At 44.2% G+C, this 24,929-nt stretch carries 20 protein-coding genes; 6 read left to right on the forward strand and 14 right to left on the reverse strand.

From position 1 onward, the window contains the following. Nucleotides 1-82: 82 nt before the first annotated feature. Entirely contained in the window at nt 83-577 is a 495-nt protein-coding gene (locus ACP69U_RS02190; protein WP_193009253.1) for a pyridoxamine 5'-phosphate oxidase family protein, read from the reverse strand. A gap of 449 nt (nt 578-1,026) precedes the next feature. Between ACP69U_RS02190 and purL the strand changes: the two genes are divergently transcribed. Together purL and ACP69U_RS02200 are read left to right on the forward strand one after the other, a co-directional pair. Continuing rightward, on the forward strand, nt 1,027-5,025 hold the full coding sequence (purL, locus tag ACP69U_RS02195; RefSeq protein WP_426137697.1) for a phosphoribosylformylglycinamidine synthase: 3,999 nt from the start codon (nt 1,027-1,029) through the stop codon (nt 5,023-5,025). 146 nt (nt 5,026-5,171) lie between these two features. Then, the gene (locus tag ACP69U_RS02200; protein ID WP_201580794.1) at nt 5,172-5,321 is read left to right on the forward strand and encodes a hypothetical protein; all 150 of its coding nucleotides are present in this window, start codon (nt 5,172-5,174) and stop codon (nt 5,319-5,321) included. Nucleotides 5,322-5,455: 134 nt separating this feature from the next. Here ACP69U_RS02200 and ACP69U_RS02205 read toward each other — a convergent pair whose 3' ends face one another. The 12 genes from ACP69U_RS02205 to ACP69U_RS02260 form a co-directional block, all read right to left on the reverse strand. After that, the gene (locus ACP69U_RS02205) at nt 5,456-5,857 is read right to left on the reverse strand and encodes a hypothetical protein (RefSeq protein WP_201580795.1); all 402 of its coding nucleotides are present in this window, start codon (nt 5,855-5,857) and stop codon (nt 5,456-5,458) included. 184 nt (nt 5,858-6,041) lie between these two features. Then, nucleotides 6,042-6,446 (reverse strand): hypothetical protein, encoded by a 405-nt coding sequence (locus tag ACP69U_RS02210; protein ID WP_201580796.1) that lies wholly within the window; start codon nt 6,444-6,446, stop codon nt 6,042-6,044. A 249-nt stretch (nt 6,447-6,695) separates the two neighbouring features. Further along, nucleotides 6,696-8,111, reverse strand: coding sequence for a hypothetical protein (locus ACP69U_RS02215; RefSeq protein ID WP_426137698.1), 1,416 nt, complete (start codon nt 8,109-8,111; stop codon nt 6,696-6,698). Nucleotides 8,112-8,470: 359 nt separating this feature from the next. After that, nucleotides 8,471-9,496, reverse strand: a complete 1,026-nt coding sequence (gene tdh / locus ACP69U_RS02220; protein WP_201580798.1) for an L-threonine 3-dehydrogenase — start codon at nt 9,494-9,496, stop codon at nt 8,471-8,473. A gap of 77 nt (nt 9,497-9,573) precedes the next feature. Beyond that, nucleotides 9,574-10,764, reverse strand: a complete 1,191-nt coding sequence (kbl, locus tag ACP69U_RS02225; protein WP_426137699.1) for a glycine C-acetyltransferase — start codon at nt 10,762-10,764, stop codon at nt 9,574-9,576. 120 nt (nt 10,765-10,884) lie between these two features. Continuing rightward, nucleotides 10,885-11,625, reverse strand: coding sequence for a pyridoxine 5'-phosphate synthase (locus ACP69U_RS02230; RefSeq protein ID WP_193009262.1), 741 nt, complete (start codon nt 11,623-11,625; stop codon nt 10,885-10,887). 44 nt (nt 11,626-11,669) lie between these two features. Continuing rightward, nucleotides 11,670-12,545: an N-acetylmuramoyl-L-alanine amidase gene (locus ACP69U_RS02235; RefSeq protein ID WP_314885825.1), complete on the reverse strand. Its 876-nt coding sequence runs from the start codon at nt 12,543-12,545 to the stop codon at nt 11,670-11,672. 203 nt (nt 12,546-12,748) lie between these two features. Beyond that, nucleotides 12,749-13,531, reverse strand: a complete 783-nt coding sequence (locus ACP69U_RS02240; RefSeq protein ID WP_426137700.1) for an MOSC domain-containing protein — start codon at nt 13,529-13,531, stop codon at nt 12,749-12,751. A gap of 225 nt (nt 13,532-13,756) precedes the next feature. Then, nucleotides 13,757-14,170: a ribosome silencing factor gene (gene rsfS / locus ACP69U_RS02245; protein WP_193009265.1), complete on the reverse strand. Its 414-nt coding sequence runs from the start codon at nt 14,168-14,170 to the stop codon at nt 13,757-13,759. A 141-nt stretch (nt 14,171-14,311) separates the two neighbouring features. Then, on the reverse strand, nt 14,312-15,226 hold the full coding sequence (locus tag ACP69U_RS02250; protein WP_426137701.1) for a nicotinate-nicotinamide nucleotide adenylyltransferase: 915 nt from the start codon (nt 15,224-15,226) through the stop codon (nt 14,312-14,314). A 282-nt stretch (nt 15,227-15,508) separates the two neighbouring features. Next, nucleotides 15,509-17,665, reverse strand: a complete 2,157-nt coding sequence (gene pta / locus ACP69U_RS02255; RefSeq protein WP_426137702.1) for a phosphate acetyltransferase — start codon at nt 17,663-17,665, stop codon at nt 15,509-15,511. A 215-nt stretch (nt 17,666-17,880) separates the two neighbouring features. Beyond that, on the reverse strand, nt 17,881-19,113 hold the full coding sequence (locus ACP69U_RS02260) for an acetate/propionate family kinase (RefSeq protein ID WP_426137703.1): 1,233 nt from the start codon (nt 19,111-19,113) through the stop codon (nt 17,881-17,883). 684 nt (nt 19,114-19,797) lie between these two features. Between ACP69U_RS02260 and lptM the strand changes: the two genes are divergently transcribed. From lptM to ACP69U_RS02280, 4 genes are all read left to right on the forward strand, one after another. Then, nucleotides 19,798-20,082, forward strand: a complete 285-nt coding sequence (gene lptM, locus ACP69U_RS02265) for an LPS translocon maturation chaperone LptM (RefSeq protein ID WP_426137704.1) — start codon at nt 19,798-19,800, stop codon at nt 20,080-20,082. Between the two features lie 92 nt (nt 20,083-20,174). Then, nucleotides 20,175-21,530: a diaminopimelate decarboxylase gene (gene lysA, locus ACP69U_RS02270; protein WP_426137705.1), complete on the forward strand. Its 1,356-nt coding sequence runs from the start codon at nt 20,175-20,177 to the stop codon at nt 21,528-21,530. A 260-nt stretch (nt 21,531-21,790) separates the two neighbouring features. After that, nucleotides 21,791-22,678, forward strand: a complete 888-nt coding sequence (dapF, locus tag ACP69U_RS02275; protein ID WP_045443366.1) for a diaminopimelate epimerase — start codon at nt 21,791-21,793, stop codon at nt 22,676-22,678. A gap of 14 nt (nt 22,679-22,692) precedes the next feature. Next, nucleotides 22,693-23,727, forward strand: a complete 1,035-nt coding sequence (locus tag ACP69U_RS02280) for a tyrosine recombinase XerC (protein WP_426137706.1) — start codon at nt 22,693-22,695, stop codon at nt 23,725-23,727. A 27-nt stretch (nt 23,728-23,754) separates the two neighbouring features. Here ACP69U_RS02280 and ACP69U_RS02285 read toward each other — a convergent pair whose 3' ends face one another. Continuing rightward, nucleotides 23,755-24,651 carry a nitrilase-related carbon-nitrogen hydrolase gene (locus ACP69U_RS02285; RefSeq protein WP_426137707.1) on the reverse strand — a complete coding sequence of 299 codons (897 nt, stop codon included), beginning with the start codon at nt 24,649-24,651 and terminating at the stop codon, nt 23,755-23,757. Nucleotides 24,652-24,929 lie beyond the last annotated feature (278 nt).

The raw sequence follows: 24,929 nt of genomic DNA on the forward strand, positions 1-24,929 counted from the left end.
TAGAAAATAGATAACGCGTAAAGAAACGCCAGTCGCATTAGCCACTGGCGTTTTTAATTTTGCTATTTCTGGTTTAGATAACTTATAACGTGACTGAGTTATTTTCACCCAGATTGGTCGCTTTTTTGCCGTCCATTACGGCAGCAGTGGTCATCTTAAACATATTGACGACCGAGCTACCACTGAGCCAATATTCAGCGCCGTGTGGTACGACTTTAATCAGCTGTACATTTGGATCTTCTTTACCTTGCTCATAAAAAGCATTGTAGATCGGAGACCATAGCTCGTCTAATTTCTCTTGGTCTTCAACCAGTTCCGCTTTACCATTAATTGAGACATAGTTTTTGGCGTCTTGGCTGACATATGCCAAGTTTACTTGCGGATCTTTCTCAATGTCACTCACGGTTTCGGTACTCTTGTCACCGATGAACCAAATCTCTTTTGCACCGATGCTCGTCTCGCTCGTTGTCATTGGGCAGGCATGCAAATGACCTTCGTGAGTACGAGTTGTCATCATGGCAAACTTGATGTCTTTTACTAATTCTTGCACTTTATTGATATGGTCTTGTCTACTCATAGTAAATTTCCCTTTCTTTATTTTGATTAAGTCGTAGTGATCAAATAGTTGATTGTTTATAGTAGTTTTTATTCAGGCTAAGTGTTTTCCAAGTATCGAAAACCAGATGAATTGAGAAAAACGATCATCGCCTTAACAACTGAAACTAGAATACCTAGTTGTGACCTTGTGTTTATATAGGTTGCCCGTAAGGCGATGTGAGGGTTTGTAAGGACTATAAGCTTTAGGTAAAAATTGTGACGACATCGCTGTTAAGTTTCTGTTGTGAAAGTAGCCTGTTGTAAAAGTAACAAGGGTTGCAACGATGGCGAAGATTTCACTATTATTGAATAGCAACCATCAGCAATTTATCTTGGTTTTGACCTGCTTATTACAGGGCTTCTTGTTATAATACCCAGACCATTTACTTTGCATGGCAGAGATGCCTTGATCTTACGGATTATGCCTTTATGATGACCATCGCCGGACAACCGTTTCTTACCGATTTTCAGACGCAGCAACTCATCAGTCAGTTCCAGCAAAAAACCGAGCTAAATGTCAGCCAAATCCATACCCAGCAAGTGTATGTGTTATCACGAGAACTCGAAGGTGATGAGCATAAAAAAGCGCTAGACTTACTTGCTGTCGATAGTAGCACTGTCCTTGAAGCCCCAAAAAGCAATCAATTACAAGTCATCGTAGGTCCACGTTTTGGCACGATTTCGCCATGGGCAAGTAAAGCGACTGATATTTTTAATAACTGTGAAATTGCGATCAATCGCGTCGAGCGTGTCGTTGTCTATACGCTGACCATCGATAGCAAGATCAGTGAAAAGCTGTCTACTGCCGCTGAGCAGGTGTTGTTTGACCGTATGACGCAGAGCTTGGTCTATAACTTGAGCGATGTCAGTAAATTGTTCGACGATCAAGCGCCAGCATCACTGAATCATATCGATGTTATCGGACAAGGTCAGTCAGCGCTAGAGTCTGCCAATACCCAGTTTGGTTTTGCGTTATCAAGTGAAGACATTGATTATTTGATGAATGCGTATGTCAATGAGCTTAAGCGTAATCCAACGGACGTTGAGCTAATGATGTTTGCACAGGCGAACTCAGAGCACTGCCGTCATAAGATTTTTAACGCTGAATGGACAATTGATGGTGAAGTTCAGCCAAAGTCACTGTTTCAAATGATTAAGAATACTTATAAAGCCAATCCACAAGGTATCTTGTCAGCGTATAAAGACAATGCCGCAGTGATGGCAGGGACTGAGGGTATGCGTTTTTATCCTATTCCGACTGACGCGATGGATGCCAATTCAATTCATCCTTATGCCTTTCATCAAGAAGAAATCGACATTTTAATGAAAGTCGAAACCCATAATCATCCAACAGCGATTGCCCCTTATTCTGGTGCAGCGACTGGTGCGGGCGGTGAGATTCGTGATGAAGGCGCAACTGGTCGCGGCGGTAAGCCAAAAGCAGGGCTAACTGGTTTTCATGTATCACATCTGCATATTCCAGAGCTCGCTGAAAAATGGGAGCAATCAGGTCAGTTGAGTACTCAGGATTACGGTACGCCAGATCGTATGGCAACCAGTCTTGAGATCATGACCGAAGCGCCTCTCGGTTCAGCCAACTTCTCAAATGAATTTGGTCGTCCAAATCTGTGTGGTTATTTCCGTAGCTTTCAGCTTGATACCTCAGCGGCAAAAGACGGCAGCGAGATGCGCGGCTATCATAAGCCAATCATGCTGGCAGGTGGTTATGGCAATATCAAACGCAACCTCATTGAAAAAAACACCATTCAGCAAGGTGATTTATTAATCGTCCTTGGTGGCCCTGCGATGCAGATTGGTCTAGGTGGCGGTGCAGCCTCTTCGGTTGATAGTGGTGACCTTGATGAAGGTTTGGATTTTGCTTCTGTGCAGCGCGATAACGCTGAGATGGAGCGTCGTTGCCAAGAAGTTTTAGATCGCTGCTGGGCACTAGCGGGTAGTGATGTCGATGTGAGTAATAATGGCAAAGACGGCAACCCTATCGTGTCATTGCATGATGTGGGCGCGGGCGGTATCTCTAATGCGATGCCAGAGCTGGTCAATGACCACGAGATGGGCGCGGTACTAAATCTGCGTAAAGTTCCATCATTAGAAGCTGGCATGTCACCAATGGCCATCTGGTCAAACGAAGCGCAAGAGCGTTATGTCCTTGCGATTCACCCAGAAAGCGAAGCCCAATTCGATGCCATCTGCGCGCGTGAGCGTTGCCCGTATGCTATCTTGGGAACAGCCACGGATGTCCGTCAGCTGGTCGTTGACGATACGTTATTGGATGAGCAGCCAGTTGATATGCCGATGCAAGTATTGCTCGGTGGCACGCCGAAGATGAAGCGTAGCTTTGAGCGTCATGACACGAGCATACCTGCATTAGAGCTTGGCGATGTTAATTTAGCTGAGTCTATCAAAGACGTGTTGCGTCATCCAACGGTCGCTAGCAAATCATTCTTGATCAGTATTGGTGACCGTTCTATCACGGGTATGGTCGTGCGTGATCAGTATGTGGGTCGCTATCAAGTGCCCGTATCGGATTGTGCTGTGACAGCGTCAGGCTTAGTGGCGTTAGATGGTCAGGTGATGAGCGGTGAAGCCATGAGTATCGGTGAACGTACACCAGTTGCGCTAATCAGCCCACAAGCGTCAGCACGACTTGCAATTGGCGAAGCGATTACTAACATCGCTGGTGCGTGCATTGCTCAGTTGTCTGATATTACGATGTCAGCGAATTGGATGGCAGCATGTGGCGATGATGCGGAAGATGCTGCCTTGTTCGATGCCGTACATGCCGTTGGCGAAGAGCTATGCCCAGCACTGGGTATCGCTATCCCAGTCGGTAAGGACTCGCTATCGATGCGTGCCAATTGGACAGAAAGCAATGAAAAGGGCAGTACTGATAAATCAGTCGTTTCGCCAATGAGCTTAGTAATTACTGCCTTTGCTCCTGTCGTTGACGTGGCAAAAACACTAACGCCTGAGCTAATCAATGGCGACAGCGCGTTCTACCGTATTGATTTGTCTAAAGGCAAGCTACGTCTAGGTGGTTCAATTCTTGCGCAAACGCTGAGCCAATTGGGTAATGATTGCCCAGATTTGGCACAGCCGAGCGACTTGATCGATTTCTTTAACTTTGTGCAAGCGGGTAACGCGCAAGGCGTCATCAGTGCCTATCACGATATCGGTGATGGTGGTCTATTGGCAACTATCGCTGAGATGCAGTTCACCAGCCGTCAAGGTATCAAGCTGTCATTGACGGATGATAACTTACTCGGTCAACTGTTCAGTGAAGAGTTGGGTGCCGTCATCCAAGTATTGCCAGAAAACGTCGCGGCTCTCATGCAATTGGTAGAAGAGTTTAACGTTACTGATATGCTGAGTCTCGTGGGTCAAAGCTCAGAAGAAGACAGTCTGCTTATCCAAACGCCAACGCTCATGGGTGATGACACCCTACGCTTTAGCCGTACTGAATTGCAGCAAGCGTGGACTCAGGTCAGCTATCAAATCGCGCGTCGCCGTGATAACCCTGCGTGTGTACAGCAAGAGTATGACTTAATCGCCGATGCGAGCCATCAAGGCCTGATCGCTGCGCCAAACTTTGATTTGAATCAGAAAGTTGAAGAGCCGTACTTGGCTAGCCGCGAGAATAAACCAAGAGTCGCTATCTTGCGCGAGCAAGGCGTCAACGGTCAGACAGAAATGGCAGCAGGCTTTACGCAAGCTGGTTTTGAGGCAGTCGATGTACACATGAGCGATCTACTGAATGGTCGTATCAATCTACGTGACTTCGATGGCTTAGTCGCTTGTGGTGGCTTTAGTTATGGCGATGTACTGGGCGCTGGCTCTGGCTGGGCGAACTCTATCTTGTTCCATGACGAGTTACGTATGCAGTTTGTCCGCTTCTTTGCCCGTCCTGATACCTTCTCACTAGGTGTCTGTAACGGTTGTCAGATGATGGCTCAGTTAAAAGACCTCATCCCAGGTGCAGATAACTTCCCACGCTTTATCGCCAACCAATCGGCTCGTTTTGAAGCGCGTACGGTCAACGTAAAAGTCGAGCGTACCAAGTCTATCCTGTTTAAAGGCATGCAAGACAGTATCTTGCCAATCGCTGTGGCGCATGGTGAAGGCTATGCCACGCTAGACAACAACGAAATCGACGGTATGGCAAAACACGGTCAGCTTGCGATGCGTTATGTCGATAGCCAAGGTCATCCAACTGAGACGTATCCGCTCAATCCAAACGGTTCTGTCGGCGGTGTCACGGGTCTGTGTAGCACTGATGGTCGCGTCACTATCATGATGCCGCATCCTGAGCGTAACCTAAAAGCCTATAACCACAGCTGGAAACCAGAAGAGTGGGACGAAGACGGCGCGTGGATGCGTATGTTCCGTAACGCTCGTGCTTGGTTGCGCTAGGAAAATTTGAATTAATCTTAGATAATAAAAAAGGTGGGCTTAGGCTCACCTTTTTTGTGTTTGGGTGTTTTAAATATTGACTTAACTTTGATATCAAGTGATGCGGAGTAGGTTGGTGTGGAGCTTGCGACACCCAACGTTTTTAAGTGAGCTATTTCCCGCCTTCCACTTGTATCTGCCAGTCTGGGCGCGGCGCTGGCTACGGTTTGGGTCGTCGCTTGCTTTGCGTCGCCACCCCAACACCTAGCCATCGCAACTCGCCCAAACCAGCAGGATACCGCTACAGTCGGGGCTAAACAGCGCCTCCGAATAACCGCTTTGTGATAAATTAGTTTTAACCTTAACGTTAGTCTTATCGGTGCGCTAGGCGAACCTTACGTACTGTAATGTTATAGAAGGTTTTATTGTATTACCACCAGACTAATACGGGTTATTTTTCCGAATCTTTTGCTATTTCTATAGCATGAAATTTTTTATCTAAGTCTTTTGAAATTCTGAGCATTTCGTATTGGATAAAATCACTCAAATGATCAAGAGGAGTGTATTTATTTAGGACTAAGTTGCTTTTTTTAAATTCAGGCAGATTTGACATGATTGAAAGGTATTCTTTGAGTCGCTCTGGGTGTGTTGTAGCACGTTGTAACTGCTTCACGAAAGCAAAGTAAAAAGCTTCGATATTCTTTTCATTATCATCATCATTTAATTCTAAATAAATTTTTTCAGCAAGTTCCTTTTGAGACCAACTAAGTCGTTCGCAAACTCTCTTAATCTCTGAGATTAATTGCTTGCTCTCTTCCCTTTTTTCTGTCCTATTTTCGCTTGTTGTCCTCATTTGTCTTTTTCCATTAGTTAATATGGTTTTGTCCTCAAGGACATCTACTTAATTTAAAGGAGTAATAATTATGTTGAAATTTACTAATGTACAAGCAGCAAGCAACACGCCACCAAACGGCCCAAGCACTACAGGTAAACCTTCTGGTGGTGGTCGTGGTAACAATTCACCGCGTGGCAAATAGTTAGTAGCAAGCAGCAATATTTTCCCTAAAACGAGAAACAAATTGTTTCTCGTTTCCTCCAATGTCACTTTGACTGATATCATCCATTGTTTTTTCTAATGCACATATGCACAGAGCAGTCTTTTCTTTAACAGAATTGCGAGACAATGCATGGAGTCGACCAGAAGAGCAGGCATTGATTAACTCATATTCTGTTGCCACTGGGTATCGATCATCTGATATAAATTTTCCAACTTCATACCCTCCAAATGCAGATAAAGAGATAACGAACGAGGTTAATATAATTGGCTTTTTAAAATGTTTATAAAAATATCCCTCTAGTGTTTTGTTACAACTCGCACATGCTATGTTATTTTCATACTCTATTTGATTAATCTCTTTACAGGCAGGACATTCGATCTGCATGTTTTTTCCTTGTACTGGTTTGATATCTAAAAAATACACTTTAGACAAAATGAGCTGAGTGATATATAAAGTTTTTTGACGTCTTAAGTTGCTTCGTTAAGATCAACTAAGTTAGCTTAAAATAGTGTTCTACAAATAAAAAAGGTGAGCGAAAAACTCACCTTTTTTGTGTTTTGGGGTCTTGAAATAGTGAAGTTCAGTCTACTTTTCGAAGATCTTAGCTAATATGAAATATAAGGATGAAAGAATTTAAATTATAATCGAAGGCGTTAATTTTTTGCTAGTATTTGGAATCCATTGCATAGTAGAAAAGTCTGACTCAACTATATAATCTTCTATTAGAATTTCTTCATGAAGAAACTCAACCTTGTTTTTATTTGCCTCTGCTATTTTCTGTACTTTAGATAGATAGGGATATTCATATACTTCTTCATATCCACTAAGAAACTGATCTGTTTCTCTAAACTCACGAAATAAAGGCCAATCATGATATGGAAGCTCGCTAACTAATTCTCCTTGTTTTCCTATTTTAATCATAATTTTTTGCGCTTCATCATAATCATAATTTATTACAGCGTAAGCAAGTTTAAAGTCAAGAAGTGTCGCAGACCAGTCTTTTGTATTGAGTAGATCTTTAGCCTCTTTTTTCTTATCAATCGCATTGAGAGCAATAGCATGGTTAATTAAGAAAATTCTTTCCGTTGATTCTGTTGAATTATTACGTAGGTTCTGTGCAAAGGTAGCAATTATAATTGCGTTCGTCCACTCTTCTTCATGTAGAAAATCGAAAATTTTCTCGTTAAGATGTCTGTCTGCTTCCTCTATCTCTTCGTTAACTACTTTTCGCCAGAGAGTCTGTCCAAGCATAATGCCTACTTGAGCAACAGTCATACAAGAGTGAAATAAATAATCAGGGCCTACCTCAAGTTGTTCACCTGTATTTCTTTCTACTTCAAACTTGTAACCAACTCCTTTACATATATCTATATACTGCTTACTTACAACACCATCACAATGTGTGAATAAGTTTCTTCTTTGAGATTTTTCGATAAAAGAAGGCCACTGTTCAAACTCTGTAAGCGTAATTTTAAATTGATTTTCAAGACTTTTGAATTGGTCTTGATAACTCTTTCTTCTTATTGACTCAATTTCTTTATCTAAAAAAGATTTTCGGAGATCTTCAATAGAATCATATTCAAGAGCGTCAGTTATCTTTGTTTCCTTGTTTAATTTTTTATATAAATTTGGTTGCTTATTAAATAAAACTTCAATTAAATCACCGATAAATTTATCAAATGATGAAAAAAGGCTAACAAACAAGCTTTTTTCTAGCGTTTCAACTGGAGATGATCCCATATGCCTTTTAATTTTTCTAAAAGCTTTTCTTAGAGCTTTCTCAGATACTACCTTGTTTTCTTTACTATCTACTGTCTCTAAAGTACTTATTATATTTTCATATTCATGAAGTAGTTCATCTGCTTTTTCATTATATTTTTGAGCAGCTTCAGGGATATATTCTGATGCACATTCCTGAATATCCATAATTCTATGTAAGAAAATATCAATTACTTCTCCAATCCCATATATTTCTTCCTTAGATGTTACTTCTTTATCCTCTACAGTTTTTTCAGTAGTATTGGTGTTCTTGATATTTAGTTCGTCCATATAAAAAGCTCCTATATTTTAAGTACAACGAATTTTGTTATTTAAAAAAATGAGAGTAAATCAAAGTAACTTTATCAATATATAAAAGTGATAAATTATTCGTTAGCCTGTATCCGAGCCATAGCCATCAACTCACACGCTTTTTCACTTTACTTTAGCATACAAGCATCAAATGCAGGCAGTAGTTTATCTTTCTTTTCTAGATACCTCTATAGATCGTCTTGCTCAAAATTATTTATCGTTTATTTCTCTTATTACTTTCCAACGTCCACAAAAAAAGGCACTGAAATCAGTGCCGTTTTATAAGTCGTTATGATATAAAAACTAACCACGACTTCTCAGATGCTAAATCGCCAAAATTAATCCCAGCTTAAAATCACTTTACCGCATTGCCCACTTTCCATGATATCAAAGCCTTCTTGAAAGTCATCAATGTGCATGCGATGGGTAACGATGGGCGACAGATCAATACCGCTAATCAGCATTTGCTCCATCTGATACCACGTCTCCCACATCTCGCGGCCATAAATACCTTTTAGGGTTAACGCTTTAAAGATAATCTTGCTCCAATCCACCGTGGTGGTGTTAGGCAAAATACCCAAGAGCGCAATTTTAGAGCCGTTATACATATTGCTAATCATCGAATCAAAGGCCTGAGGCGAGCCTGACATCTCAAGCCCAATATCAAAGCCGTGCATTTTTAACTCAGCAATAGCACCTTCGATGGTTTCACCCTTGGCTGGGTTGATGGTCATCGTCGCGCCCATTTTTTTGGCAAGTTCTAAGCGATAATCGCTGATATCACTGACCACAATATTACGCGCCCCTGCGAAGCGGCAAATCGCCGTTGCCATTGAACCAATCAGCCCCGCACCCGTAACCAGTACATCTTCACCAAGGACAGGAAATGATAAAGCGGTGTGAGTGGCATTGCCAAAGGGGTCCATAATGGCGGCCATTTCATCGCTGATACGCTCATCGAGCTTGATGACATTATCGGCAGGTATCACTAAATATTCGGCAAACGCGCCATCGCGGTCGACGCCCACGCCGATGGTGTTTTCGCACACATGCAGCTTGCCACGACGGCAGTTACGGCAATGCCCGCAAGCGATATGTCCTTCGCCAGTGACTCGGTCGCCCACTTCAAGATGCTTCACACCCTCGCCTATTTCACTAATGATACCGACGTATTCATGCCCGATAATCATCGGCGTCTTGATGGTGTTTTGTGACCACTCATCCCACTTGTAAATGTGCAAATCTGTCCCACAAATGGCGGTCTTTTTAATTTTTATTTTAACGTCATTGATGCCGACTGTAGGTTCTGGCATGTCTTGCATCCAGATGCCTTTTTTGGCATGGGCTTTAACCAGTGCTTTCATACTTTTCTCTTATTTAACGGTGTTGTGCTTAATGGTTGAATCTAGCGAGTGAATATCGAACAAATACCGAACGACGCTTAACCAATCACTTTCATTTGCTTAGCAACTTTGATAAAGGCGGCGATACACTGGTCTAGCTGCTCGCGAGTATGGGCGGCAGAGAGCTGCACACGAATGCGAGCCTCGTCTTTGGGTACGACAGGGTAGAAGAAGCCAATCACGTAAATGCCTTCTTCAAGCAGCGCATCTGCCATTTGCTGCGAGACATTGGCGTCATAAAGCATGACCGCACAAATTGCCGATGCAGTGGGCTTGATATCGAAGCCCGCATCTTGCATTTTCTTCACAAAATAGGCAGTATTTTCATGCAATTTATCTTGTAGGGTATTGTCTTGTGACAGCATCTCAAACGCTTTTACCCCAGCCGCTGCCACCATAGGAGGAATGGAGTTTGAAAACAGATACGGGCGTGAGCGTTGACGCAACATCTCAACGATTTCTTTTTTACCCGTGGTAAAGCCGCCAATAGCACCGCCAAAGGCCTTGCCTAAAGTACCAGTGATCAGCTCAATATCACCACGTAGATTGAACAATTCAGTCACGCCGCCACCAGTGTGACCGACCACGCCTGCTGAATGCGACTCGTCAATCATTACCATGGCATCATACTTTTGTGCCAGCGCATAAATCTCATCCATTGGCGCGACATTACCATCCATCGAAAACACACCATCGGTGACAATTAAGCGAAAACGCTGTGCTTGCGCCGCTTGCAATTGCGTCTCTAAATCTTGCATATCCGCATTGGCATAGCGATAACGTGCCGCTTTACATAGGCGCACACCATCGATGATCGAGGCATGATTTAACGAATCAGAAATAATGGCATCTTCGCTGGTCAGCAGGGGCTCAAAAGCACCGCCATTGGCATCGAAACAGGCCGCATAAAGAATCGTATCTTCGGTATTAAAAAACTTAGAAATCGCTGCTTCTAATTGCTTATGCAAATCTTGCGTACCACAAATAAAACGCACCGATGACATGCCATAACCTGAGTTTTCGATGGCTTCGATAGCCGCCTTTTTAATCTCAGGATGATCAGACAGTCCAAGGTAATTATTGGCACAGAAGTTAAGCACCTCACGGCCATCAGTGATCTTGATGAGTGCATCTTGTGGAGAGGTGATCACGCGCTCGGTTTTATACAGTCCTGCCGCCCGTATGTCGCTGATTTCTTGTTGTAGGTATTTCTGAAAGTCTTGATACATAAAGATTCCTTTTTTAATATTATTGGTATTTTCTGAAGGTCTGTTGAATGTTCAACAGACCCTAACAATGCAGATATTAGGACTGCTGATAGAACCAAACTATTTGCGTATTAATACGGGTTAACCACAAATTGCTAAATACTGACGCACGACATTATCCATGCCTTGCTCCAGTGATTCAATCGTAAATGCATGACCAATCGACACTTCAGCGATATCACTAAGCGCGAGCAAGTCAGCCAAATTATCCAAATTCAAATCATGACCAGCATTGACGCGGATACCGTTTTGATTGGCTAGATTAATACAGTCGCTAAAGCGTTGCTTGACCTCATCGAATTGGTCGCCGCTCTTACCATTACTGTAGGCACGCGCCCATTCTTCGGTATACATCTCGATCGTCTGTACATCGCTCTCGATGACTGCTTTGACTTGCTCAATATCAGGGTCGATGAACACCGCACAGCGCGTACCAAACGCTTCTAGCTCTTTGCTTAACGTTGATAAGAATTCATGATGTTTGATGATATCAAAGCCATGATCCGAGGTCAGCTGATCGTCACTGTCTGGCACGAGCGTGCATTGATGCGGCTTTACTTCACGGATAATCTTCAAGAACTGCTCGTTTGGATTCCCTTCGATATTGAACTCAATCTCTGGATAGTCCTTTAAAAATGCACTGATATCATAGACATCTTGGTATCTGATATGACGCTCATCAGGGCGTGGATGTACGGTAAAGCCTTTAACCCCTAGATCAATCAGCTTCTTCACAAAGGTCAACAGGTTAGGGTAATCAGTACCGCGCGAGTTACGGATTAAAGCCAATTTATTCAAATTTACGCTAAACAATGTGCTCATAAAATTCCTTGTACAGCTCGTTTATTATTGATGATATGAAAGGGTTAATAAAAATCGTTGGTATCAGCATACTTCTTATTCAATGCCTTTAAAATAGCATAAGTCTCTAAGTCTACCGTTCCTGTTGGGTTACGGGGTCGAAAGTGCAGCTGAAACGCATAGACGACATCGCGACTGACTTTGTCCCACTCGTCGCTACTGTTAATCTGATAGCCATAGTCACGAAACTGCTGCTTCATCTCAGGTATCGTTGCCGCTGCAAATGTGTCTATGTCCATAAACGCAAATTTATCAGCGTCATCATACCAAGCGCCGATGCCATATTGCTTATACAGTTGCTCCCAAGGGAACTTTGCACCGGGGTCAATCTTGCGCGAGGGTGCCATATCAGAATGACCGATGATATTTTTTGGTGAGATATCATATCTGGCGGTGATATCTTGCACCAACTCCGCGACCTTTTTAATCTGCAATTCATCAAACGCCACATAATGCTCATAAGGATGATACGCCAACTTGCCGTCTTTTAGGGCACTTTGATACTCAGGCGCAATCCCTGCATTGACGATTTCGATGCCGATAGAGGTATCGTTCAGGATAGTTCTACCTGCAAAGCCGCCATCACCCGCATGCCAAGCGCGCTCGTTTTCTGGTACTAGATTATAAATTTTATCATCGTCATTATCTAACACTAAATAGTGCGCGCTGACCTTGCCTGTGGTCAGTGTTTTTATCGATCGGTCATTGTCTGACACCGTATAGTGCAGCACAATGGTTTTGATGCGCTCGCTTTTGCCAGTGGCTTGGTGGGTTTTACTGTCCACGATGTAGCTTTCGGTGGTCGCGACTGGAGAGGTTGTGGTCACGCAGCCAATCAGGGGCAGTGTTAAGCCAAACGCTAAAAAGATGTTTTTTACCATGAAATGCTCTGTGTGAATAAAGGTAAGCTTTGATATAGTCGTTTCAATATAATTTGGATATAAGGAAGGCGAGCGAAAGTACTACAAATAGTAGACTAAGCGAGCCTGACACCGTATCTGATTTATATAGGATTGACTATACTTGCCTTTATTTTTTTATTGATAGTAGATAGATGAGATCGAGATATCTTTGAAAGTTTTTTTTAATTCTTGCGAATCTTCTTCGCCAACACTTTCTTCCAACTCTCTTCTAAACACTCAATCGCAAGCCATGGCTCAATCAACTCGGCATTAAACTTCTCTTTTGAATTAGACAATTGCCACAGCTTCTCTAACGTGGCGAATGGATAAGGGCGTTCTCTCAAGTAAACTGGCAAATCCGCATTAATTAGACCATCTGTCACGACTTGAAAGTACCAACCAGCGATACCTTGTTTGCTGACCCATGCCGCGATATTTGGCACTCTGGTAAACTGTCCGATCTGATCATTGATCTTGTAGCAGGGGCGGCGCGGTTGGACGATACGCAGTTGTAAATTATCAACATCATCTGTACTAGTAGCCGTATTACCATATTCAAAAACGTCACCAATGCAAACCGTAGATTCGGTCATTTCAGGCAACCCATTGACGGCTTCAGTCGTGAGATTTTCGCCCAATGTACCGACGCGGACTTTTAGACCAAACTCTGCATTTATTTTCTCATAAGTAGCCGTCGCTAATTGATGAACGGCTTTGAGTGGGCCGCCATGATGCTTGCGATCGGCTTGTTCGTCAGTAATTAATCCCATAAAGTTGACCGCGACAGGTGCGTTAATTGGCGCTTTATCGATGGCGCTCATTTCTTCACGGGTGAATGGCATGGCTTTGCCAGCGCGGACGCAGGTTATATTGGCGATATGTAGCGGCAGGGTTTGGTTAAAGTCGGCTACATTTTTTGGGGTAGAAGATATTAGCGTTGCTATATTTATAGGTTCTAAGCTCATAGGTTTTCCTAATCTATAGGGATTTATTAGGGGAGAGGCTACTTTAATACTGGTATTAATAATGCGTATTATCTTAGCTTAATCATTCATCTAATGCTAAGCATTCAGCTGCTTAAAATTTAGTAGTAGGTGAAAGGGTATTAGAACGGTAAATTTTAGACAAAAAAAGACCAGAATACATATCTGGTCTTTTTGGTTTTCACAGCGTTATGAAAATAAATAAAATTATTTATTTTTATTGCGGCGACCAGCGGTTTTCTTTTCACGTGGTACAGCGACCAGCTCAGACAATTGCTCAGGTGATGACCATAGACCTTCTAAGTCATAGAACTCACGGGCTTGTGGCGTCATTACATGCACGACGACAGCGCCCAGATCAATCAATGTCCAGTCAGAGTCGATACCGCCTTCGCGACCAAGTGGCATAAAGCCCGCTTGCTTCGCTTCAGCGCCGACATTGTCAGCCATCGCGCGTACATGGCGCTTAGAAGTACCGTCAGCGATAACGATGCGTTCGGTTACGTCAGTCAAATCTTCTACATTCATTACGGTGATGTTCTTCGCTTTCATATCATCTAGAGCGGTCTCAACAACGGCTAAGCATTCTTTTAAGCGTTCTTCAGTCATGGTGTTGGTCATAAATTTTGATCTCTTGAATCGTCAATATTAAAAATAAAAAGGTAAATCGTCAATTTGCATGCGTTGGCATTGTCGAATGGACTAGATGTCGACAGTCAGCTGTAGAGACTGGATGGGCAAAATGACAAAGATAAGGCGATTTTAACGGAATTGAGCAGCAGAATATAGCTGATGGGCGATAATATATTGATAAACAGCAGGATTTAGCCATTTAGCTAATGGATTGGGTGCAGTATTGTCTATGATATCATTTATTGGTGCGATAGATGTCATTTGCCTTGCCGCTGCGGACATTATATTCGATCGATTGTCCGTCGGCTGCAACTGTTGGCGTATCTGTGTACTGGATATCGTGGCGATAGGATGCGAATCTATATAAATGTGGCCTTGATGGGTGTTTTTCAAGAGACGGCTATCGGTCGATGCTTGAGAGGTGGGCGGTAATAAATCAATAGGCGCATCGATGCGTAAAGATTGCAGCTGCGCAGGTAATTGGGCGTGCAAGTTCATCGTATCCTGCGCGATTAACGTTTTGTTGGCGGAATGAGTCGTGGTTGCCAACAGGCGATTATTTTTATTATTAATATCAGACAAGTCATCACGATTAAACACCCAAAGATTGACGTAATCGGTAAGCTCTAAACCGTTTTTCCATTTGCTCAAACTCAGCGCGCTATCCATACCGATGATGAATATTAGACTGTCATACGGATAACGCTGGCGCAACGTGCGTACACTATCGATGGTATAAACAGGCGGTGTTTGCCACAGCTCAAGCTCATTAATTTGTAGCGGTGTATGGAGTGTCGCAAGCTTTAACATCGCCAGACGGTGTTTAGGATCTGTACTTTTTTCTTTAAAGGGAGAGCGCGCATTGGGCAATAGTGACACGTGCAGCGCGCGCTGTTGCTGCTTGGCTATCGGTAGCAAACGCTGATAAACAGTCATCGCCATTTGCAGATGACCCTCATGTACGGGATCAAATGAGCCGCCAAGATAAGCACGAATGGCTGGCGCAGGTGTATTTTTTTGAGGATTTTTGCTGGTATTTGGCATAAATAAATGCGTAAAAATAGATAAGAGGCACGTTGTCGTTGATGCATATTACCCTTTTATCGGCTGACCTTTTTTAAGTTAAATGCTTCGATGGTAGCGCTATTGTAGAGGGCAAGCGGGCATCTGTCATTAAAAGTGCTGAAATACTAGGTAAAATGAGCGCTTAGCTATCCGTAATGAAAGCGTTTTAAAAAGTCAGTTATAAACATAGCCAATAAAAAACCGACCATCATTTTGATAGTCGGTTACCTATAGCGCAATTAGTCACACATTTTAATGCAATTAAATCGCGTCGCTATGAGCTTGAATAGCGGTAAGGGCGATGGTGTAGATAATATCATCGACCAAGGCTCCGCGAGACAAGTCGTTTACTGGCTTATTCAAACCTTGCAGCATTGGGCCAACACTCACTACATTGGCGCTACGTTGTACGGCTTTATAAGTGGTATTGCCCGTATTGAGGTCTGGGAAAATAAAGACATTGGCTTGCCCAGCGACAGGTGAGTCAGGCGCTTTTTGCTTGCCGACGCTCATGACAGAAGCGGCGTCATACTGTAGCGGCCCATCGACTTTTAGGTGTGGCGCACGCTCGCGGACGATTTGGGTCGCACGAGTGACTTTTTCGACATCTGCGCCAGTTCCTGATGAGCCTGTAGAATAGCTAATCATCGCGACTTTTGGATCAATACCGAAGGCAGCAGCAGACTGTGCTGATTGAATGGCAATCTCAGCCAGTTCTTCGGCATTTGGATCAGGATTAATGGCACAGTCACCGTAGACCACCACTTGCTCAGGCAGCAGCATAAAAAATACTGATGATACGAGCGAGTATTGCGGTGCGGTCTTAATCAACTGAAACGCTGGACGGACAGTATTGGCAGTGGTATGAATCGCGCCAGAAACGAGGCCGTCGACTTCGTCCATCTGTAGCATGGTCGTGCCTAGATATACGGTGTCTTTTAAGTATTCAGCCGCGACTTCTGCGCTGGTTTTACCTTTACGGCGTTCGACCACTGCAGCGATATATTTATCCATATCAAGCGTGTCGGGGTCAATTATTTCAAGACCTTCAGGTAAAACTAAGTCGAGATTTTTAGCCACTTGCTCGACATCGCTACGCTTAGCGAGTAGTACACAGTTGGCGATACCGCGGCTTTGACAGATACAAGCGGCTTCAACAGTACGCGGCTCAGAACCCTCTGGTAGCACGATGCTTTTTTTGGCGTCTTGTGCTTTTTTAACCACTTGATGACGGAATGCAGATGGTGAGAGGCGCGGCTCATGATTTTGACTGAAATAGTCTTTAATCCAGCTAAGATCTAAATGGGCGGCGACATAACGAGCCACTTCTTCAGCACGTTCGGTATCATCACTTGGAATCTCTGCGCTCATGTGCATGAGGCTTTGTACGGTCTCATAGCTATCGCTTTCGACACTCATGACAGGGATGCCTGTTTTGAGGGCAGATTGCCATAGTTCAGCGACGGTTGCACTCGGCTCGACGCCGCCGGTTAATACCAATCCTGCCAGCGGGATACCATTGATACAAGCCAAACCTGCTGCTAATAGTAAATCATCTCGATCGCCCGGTACGACGATAAGGGTGCCACGTTTAAACACCTCATCGACGCGTGCGACCGAGCGTGCGGTTAGGCTAATGCGGTTAATACGGCGTGACTTAGCTTCACCGACATTGAGCCATTTGGCATCAAGCTCAGTGGCGATATCCCACGTACGAGGCACGGACAGTGAGTCACTGAATGGCACTACCCCGATTAAACGGAACGCGTCAGTATTAAAATGCGGTGATAGGCGCTGGACTTCTTGCATAAAGCCGTCATCTAAACTCACAACCGCTTCACCAGGGGCAACGATTTGATTTTCTACGGTGCTTTGCGCACTTGGCAAGTCATGTACACGCATCAAAATCGCGCCGAGCGTGCGCTCATGGGCGATACCGCCAAACTCACGAGCGTGAACGTCAAGCTTATCAGCCAGATAGGCCGGTTTACTGGTATCAGCAGTGCTAACAAAGATGATTCTAGCATCTAATGCATGGGCAATCGCACGGTTGATTTGTGAGGCATAAGAGGTTTCTGTGGTCGGTACTAAGCCTTCACAGATCACCACATCGTAATCATCGCCCAGAGTATGATAGTTGACGACCACTTCTTCCATCAAGTCATCAAGATTATCATCACCAATCATACGCTCAACACGCTGCCGACTGATAGATTTAGGTGGCGTCAGACCAAAAGCATGCATTGCTAACGCGCTTGAGCTGTCTAAACTGTTTTGCTTATCAAGTGTATCATCTTGCAAAAATGGCTTCATAAAGCCCGCTTTGATACCGTTGTAATCAAGAGCGCGGATCAATCCAAGCGCTGCTGACGTTACGCCGATACCACGGCTGATGGGAACTAGTAAAATGGTTTGCATAAAGTATCCTACGGTTTATTATATTTTTAAAGCTCACTTCATCCTTGCTGGAATGAGTAAAACGTCGCGCTTCTCATCATAGGCTATGTATAAGAAGCGCTGGGCAAAAAAATAACTTAACACGTCTAATGAATAAAAGCTTATAAGGCGACTAGAAGCTTATGAGAAAATTACAAGTAACTTATAATATAAGCAACTTATAAAAAATCTCGAGCTTAGAGTAAGCCCAATGCTTCACGTGTTTCTTGAGCAATACGGCACTCTTCATCAGTTGGCACAACCCAAAGCTCAATGCTGCTATCGTCTGCGTGGAAGCTGCCTTCGCTACCACCAAACAAGCTCGCATTTTTGTCAGCGTCTACTTTTATGCCGAAATGACGCATCACTTCTAGGATACTGGTTCGGGTGGTGACTGAGTTTTCGCCGATACCACCCGTAAAGACAATACCTGTGAATTCTGGCAGCGCGCAGCTTAAGCTGGCAAGATATTTACCGACGCGGTAACAGAACATCTCGATAGCGAGCTTGGCATCTGCATGACCTTCGTTCGCCGCTTGTTCGACGGTACGTAAATCATTAGACAATCCTGAGACACCCAATAGACCACTTTCATTATTGAGCATGGCATCAATCTCTTCCAAGCTCATACCGAGCTGGCGCTTTAGGTGTATGTGTAGACTTGGGTCAACATCACCACTACGCGTACCCATCATGAGCCCTTCAAGCGGGGTCAGACCCATACTGGTATCGAAACTTTTGCCGTCATAAACGGCAGTCGCCGAGCAGCCGTTGCCCAGATGCGCTGTAAGCCAACCATGTGGGCCTTTAGACTCTGTAATTTCACTGGCACGCTCTGAGACATAGGCATGAGAGGTACCATGAAAGCCATAACGGCGGATTTTGTGTTCTTCGTATAGGGCTTTTGGTAGTGGGTAGCGAAAAGCAACAGGAGGCATGGTTTGGTGAAAGGCTGTATCAAAGACGACGACTTGAGGAATATCAGGATAAATCGCCTGTACCGCTTCGATACCCAAAGCATGGGCAGGGTTATGCAGTGGCGCGAGTATTTTTAAGCGTTTTACTTCGTCCAGTACGTGCTCATCGACACGGACTGCTGCAGAGTACTCACGGCCACCATGAACCACGCGATGACCAACGGCGATGAAATGATACTGTTCTAATAGCTCAAGGATTTTTTGTAATGCTAACTGATGACGACCACCTGAGATAGAGATTTCCAGCTTATCACCATTCAACGTCGTGTGTTTGATACGAGCAGTATCGAGTCCTAAGTTTTCGGCCAAACCAGTGATACGAATAGAATTGTCTTCGCTAATCAGCGCGTATTTGATAGAAGAGGAACCACAGTTGAGGACTAAGGTGGGATTGACTAAGTTCGATGTTTCGGTGTTTTTGTCATCAAAAGTGGTGGTTAGGCTGGCGCTCATACTCTGTCCTTAGATTGTATTTTGTAAAGGGTGACTCATCACAGACGAGTACCGGTTGAATAAACAAAAACCAGCCGCATCCATGCCGACATAGGTCAAGCAAGTACATTGCTGATTCTGGTCACTCTTGGGCTGGCACTATTGATCAGTGCTTGTTAAGTCGCATGCTAGCGCCTCAACACAGTCGCAAGGTCTAAACATAATGTACCACAGTTTTATGGCTATACCACGATAACTATAAGGGTTAAATCGATAGAATGTGGTATAGATAATACAACTGTACACCGAGTGTCGCTAGGGTTTGTCGGCTGCTACAGCCAAATATAGTAGCTCATAATAAATTGTAAGAAAATTTGTCTAAGTAAATATAATAGGCTGTTTTACCATTATAGCGATACATTAAGACCGCTAGTATCAACGATCGCTTAGTAAATGGCAGTCGCACGGTCTAGTAAAGCTTAGCAAAACTTAGCAAAACCAAACTCGTCCAAATTTATTGATTAGGGACATTCAGTATGCACACAGCATTATGTAATAATGCTATTATCCAAAGCAGTCATATTGTCATTTTTTAGCGATGGCGATAGCTTTTATTTAGTTGTCTATAGGGTTTGATCTATCGCCTTTATGACTCGTGCTTTTTATCATCCTCATGCCATTGCAAAGTCACAGGTTCTTTATTCTATGTTTACTATTAACCGCTTTTCGAAAACTGAGCACACTAATGTCGCTGATCTTGGTCGCCGTGTTATCTCCCCTTTTATTATTAGTGGGGTGATGATAATGGGTTTGACGGGTTGCGGTCAAAAAGGCAATCTATACCTCGCCGACGCTAGTAGCCAGACGGTTCAAGGAGCTACGGATAGCGCTGACATACAGGGTAGTACCTATTCGGCACAAGATGATGGTCATCAAGAAATGGATGGTTTTAAGCTACCGGAACCCAGTGAAGACCCGAATGATTATTGATTTTTATTAAAAACTCAATGCCGTCAACGAGATTTCGATGTGCACCCTAAGATTTTTTAACTTTGTAACCTGATGAAATTAGAGATGTTTATATGAGTCATTCTGAGCAACAAACTGGCGAATCTGTCACGATCCAAACTGAGCAAGGCTTGTATGTTAATCCTCAAGCTTTAACCGCCCATTTACCCGCGCTAGATTATCGCGATGGTGCATTGTATATGGAGCAAGTGAGTATTGCTGATGTGGTTAAACACTATGGTACGCCTTGTTATGTCTACTCAAAACAAGCCATTTTGGATGTCTATCAAGCTTATAGCAATAGCTTTGCCAGTTTAACGCACCAGATTTGTTATGCGGTAAAAGCAAACTCTAACCTTGCGGTACTTGGTATATTGGCGCAAGCAGGGGCAGGATTTGACATCGTCTCTCGTGGCGAGCTCATGCGCGTACTGGTGGCAGGTGGTGACGCTTCACGTGTGGTGTTCTCAGGCGTGGGCAAGACTGATAGCGATATCGAGTATGCCCTGACCCAAGGTATTGGTTGTTTTAACGTTGAGTCAATCAGCGAGCTGACTTTGATTAATGATGTGGCACAGAAATTGGATAAACCTGCGCCAATTTCACTACGGGTTAATCCGAATGTCGACGCCAAAACCCATCCGTATATCTCAACAGGTTTAAAAGACAATAAATTTGGTATCACCCACGAAGACGCGGTTGCCGTCTATGAGCAGGCAGCTGAGCTGTCTCATATTGATATCGTCGGTATTGACTGTCATATTGGCTCGCAGTTGACTGAAGTTGCGCCATTTGTAGCAGCTTTAGATAAAGTGATTGAGCTGATATATAATTTACGTGATAAAGGTATTGAGCTGCGTCATATCGATTTGGGCGGTGGTTTGGGTGTGCGTTATATCGATGAAACACCAGTATCTATCGACGAGTTTGCTCAAGCGTTATTACCGAAACTTAGCGAGCTTGGCTTAACGGTATTCTTTGAGCCGGGTCGCAGTATTGTGGCAAATGCTGGGGTATTATTGACCAAGGTTGATGTGTTAAAGCCAACGGAACATAAGAACTTTGCCATTGTTGACGCAGCAATGAATGACTTGATCCGTCCGGCGTTATATCACGCTGAAATGGCAGTCATTCCAAGTGTTTTGCCTGAGAATGGCATCGACACTGATGGCACGCAGCCATGGGATATCGTTGGCGCTATTTGCGAAACGGGTGATTTTTTAGCGAAAGACCGTTTATTGTCGCTTGCGGTAGGAGATGTTTTAGCAATCACAGGTGCTGGTGCGTATGGCTTTACCATGAGTAGCAATTATAATTCACGCCCGCGTGCTAGTGAAGTAATGGTCGCCGATGATAGCCATCAACTGATTCGCAAACGCGAAATTATTGAAGCGTTATATGCAGACGAAGTATTGTGGCAAGGTAAATAAATCGGTGACCAACAGATTTAGCCATTTTTAGCCCATTTAGGCGCTTTCGTTCAGATTGAGGACATGCTCTAGATAAAAAGCCCATTGTCTTTGATGATGGGCTTTTTTATGGCCTGCTCTAATGAGAGATATCAGTTTGGCTGTACAAGGTGGATTTAGCATCGTGTTAACTTAGTATTTGATAGCGGTGATAGTTATGATTGTATCTGACAGCGTGCTAAGATAAGCCATACATAAAAATAGGATAGGATAACAAGGGTATGCTAATAGAATTTACGAAGATGCATGGTCTGGGCAATGATTTTATGGTCATCGATTTGGTGACTCAGCGCTTAGATTTGACCAAGGATTTGGTACAGTTACTGGGTGACCGTCATTTGGGTATTGGCTTTGATCAGCTGCTCGTCGTTGAGCCACCGATGCGTCCTGACGTTGATTTTAGTTATCGCATTTTTAATGCTGATGGGTCAGAAGTTGAGCAGTGCGGTAATGGTGCACGCTGTTTTGCCCGTTTTGTGCAAGCGCGTAAACTGTCATTTAAACAGCGTTTGCGTGTTGAGACGGCGAGCGGCATCATTTCATTGACCACTGATCGTTATGGCTGGGTCGAAGTTGATATGGGCAAGCCGAAATTTGAACCAAGCGAGATTCCTTTTACCCCCAGAGCCACGACCAAAATCCAAAATGCTTATCATCTCGATGTAAATGGCACTCCTGTACAGCTTTATGTTGCCAATATGGGCAACCCGCATGCCGTTATCAAAGTTGATAACGTGCTCGATGCCGACGTTGAAACCTTAGGTAAAGCCATCGAATCGCATCCTGCCTTTCCTGACCGTGTCAATGTCGGCTTTATGCAAGTGATGAATCAGCGTCACATTCGTCTGCGTGTCTATGAGCGCGGTGTCGGTGAGACACAAGCCTGTGGTACTGGCGCTTGTGCCGCAGTAGCGGTTGGTATCCGCGAAGGCTGGCTCGATGAAGGCGAAGACGTGCGTGCGCAGCTTTATGGTGGCAGTATGATCATCAAATGGCAGCCGGGTTATTCAGTGATGATGACTGGTCCGACCGCCTTTGTTTACGAAGGCGTATTTAGCCCAGATGGTCTGATGGCACAAGCGGGCATCAAGCCCAATCCAGAAGGCTAATGGATAATAGGGCTATGTCTAATAAAAACAATCATACGATGGAGCCTACCTCAGATTCTGAGGCAAAAGCATGGCTATCAGTCGAGCACGCCGCGGCTATAGAGTCGGATGCTGCATTACGTGATTTGTTAGCGCCCGTACATCGTTGGCTTAATGTCTTGTCGGTGCGCAATCACTCGCCGCATACGTTGACCGCTTATTTTGCAGGATTGAATCAATTGGCGCTATTTTTACGTGGGAAACGCCTGACGTGGACGCGCTGCGATAAGCGCCAATTAGCCCAGCATATTAGCCAACGCTTGGATGAAGACAAGCTCGCACTTGCCAGCGTCCAGCAAGAGCTGTCAGCCATTCGCCATTTTTATGGCTGGCTGATAGAAGAGGATTTAGCACGTATTAACCCAACGACTGGCTATCAGCTCAAACGTAGTCCTCGACCGCTGCCGTCTATCGCTGATGTTGATTTGCTCACTCAGCTGCTTGACCAAGAGATGCCTGATACACCTGAACAAGCGCGCCTATGGCTGCGTGATAAGGCGATGTTTGAATTGCTATACAGCAGCGGTCTGCGCGTAGGTGAGTTGGTCGCGTTGGATATGGTCGATGTGGATTTGTCAGACCTGCGCGTGCGCGTGACAGGTAAAGGCAATAAAACGCGTTTGGTGCCGTTAGGTATCAAGGCAGCAGAAGCGATTAGCCGTTATCTACCGCATCGTAATCTGTGGGTGGAGCAAATGGACAGCGCATTATTCATTAGTGAAAAATTGGGTACGCGTTTATCAACACGGGCAGTGCAGCAGCGTCTCAAAGTTGCGGCTACCCGTGCTGGCATCGCACAAAATATGTATCCGCATCTATTGCGTCATTGTTTTGCCTCGCACATGCTGTCGGGCAGTGGTGATTTGCGCGCGGTGCAAGAAATGCTTGGGCATAGCGATATCAGTACCACGCAAATTTATACCCATGTCGATTTTGCTAAACTCACGCAAGTCTATGATCGCGCTCATCCGCGTGCGAGTCATACACGAAATGAAGAAAACAATACCTAAAATTCGATATTCAATATTGAAATTGACTTACGCCAAACGATGACAATCAAAAATGGGCATTTTTTGGCGGCCTTGCTGCTGAGTCTGTTTGTCTAAGGTTGCCAAGATCAAAGCATAATTTTTATTATCTTTATTAATAGCGTTGTTTAATTCACTATCCTCATAGCTGTTAATAATCGTGCCATCAAAAGCTGTGATAGTGGTATGCCCCCACGTTTGACGGATATCACCGTTTTTATAAACATGGTCGCCGCCTTGTGCTGCGCCAATGACCATGCACTGACTGTCTAACGCCCGTGCGCGAAGTAACAGCGACCAATGTGCTTGCCCCGTTAAATAAGTAAATGCCGATGGGGCACTTAATAGATCAGCGCCTGCTTGACGTAAGCGCTGTGCCAATGCGGGAAAACGCAAATCAAAACAAACCATCATACCGAGTTGATAAGCAGCATGATCACTCTCTACTGTTGCAACTACAGTCTGTGTACCGGGCTCAAACGTCGCCGCTTCATTATAGCTGCCATGTTTATCTGCTACCGTCGCCGTGAATAGGTGAATTTTGTCATAGCGTGCCACTCGCGTGCCATCAGGGGCAAATAGCTGACTGACTTGGCGCAGTCTGCCATCAGGCACGATGACGCCATCAGGGCGATAAGGGCAGGGCAGTGAGCCTGCCAGCACATAGACACCGTAAGTACTGGCATAGTTTGCTATCGTCGCTGATAGCACATCAAAGCGCTCTGCAGTGGCAAATTGCTCGCCCATGCTACAGCAGTTTTCAGGTAAGACAACAAGATGAGCACCTTGATGACTGGCATCGCAGATGGCAGCTTTTATAGCCGTTACGTTTTTTTCGATGTTTTGCTGGCTATTCATTTGAATCGCAGCAGTGATAAGGTGCGGTTTGTTTGCTTGGTCATTCATCGTATTATTCTCGGTTAATGTTAAGAGTGATTCAATTGGCTCGAAGGTTTTGTGTCATGTACCTTGTATTTTCTATACAGCCTTATTATTATCAACAAGATTTGGTTGTTTATTGTTTAGCAGTTCATGCTAAAACGGTCAAATTTATAGGGTTTTATAAGTAGAGAGCAATAAGCGTATTGGGCCGTCTATAAATTATCATAGCAAAATTGCCACGAAAAATGCTATCGTCATGTCCTGATAACGTTAACTCGCTACTTTAAGTGGCAACATATATA

Source organism: Psychrobacter sp. TWR1-1-1, assembly GCF_049895865.1.
Lineage (GTDB): Bacteria > Pseudomonadota > Gammaproteobacteria > Pseudomonadales > Moraxellaceae > Psychrobacter > Psychrobacter immobilis_A.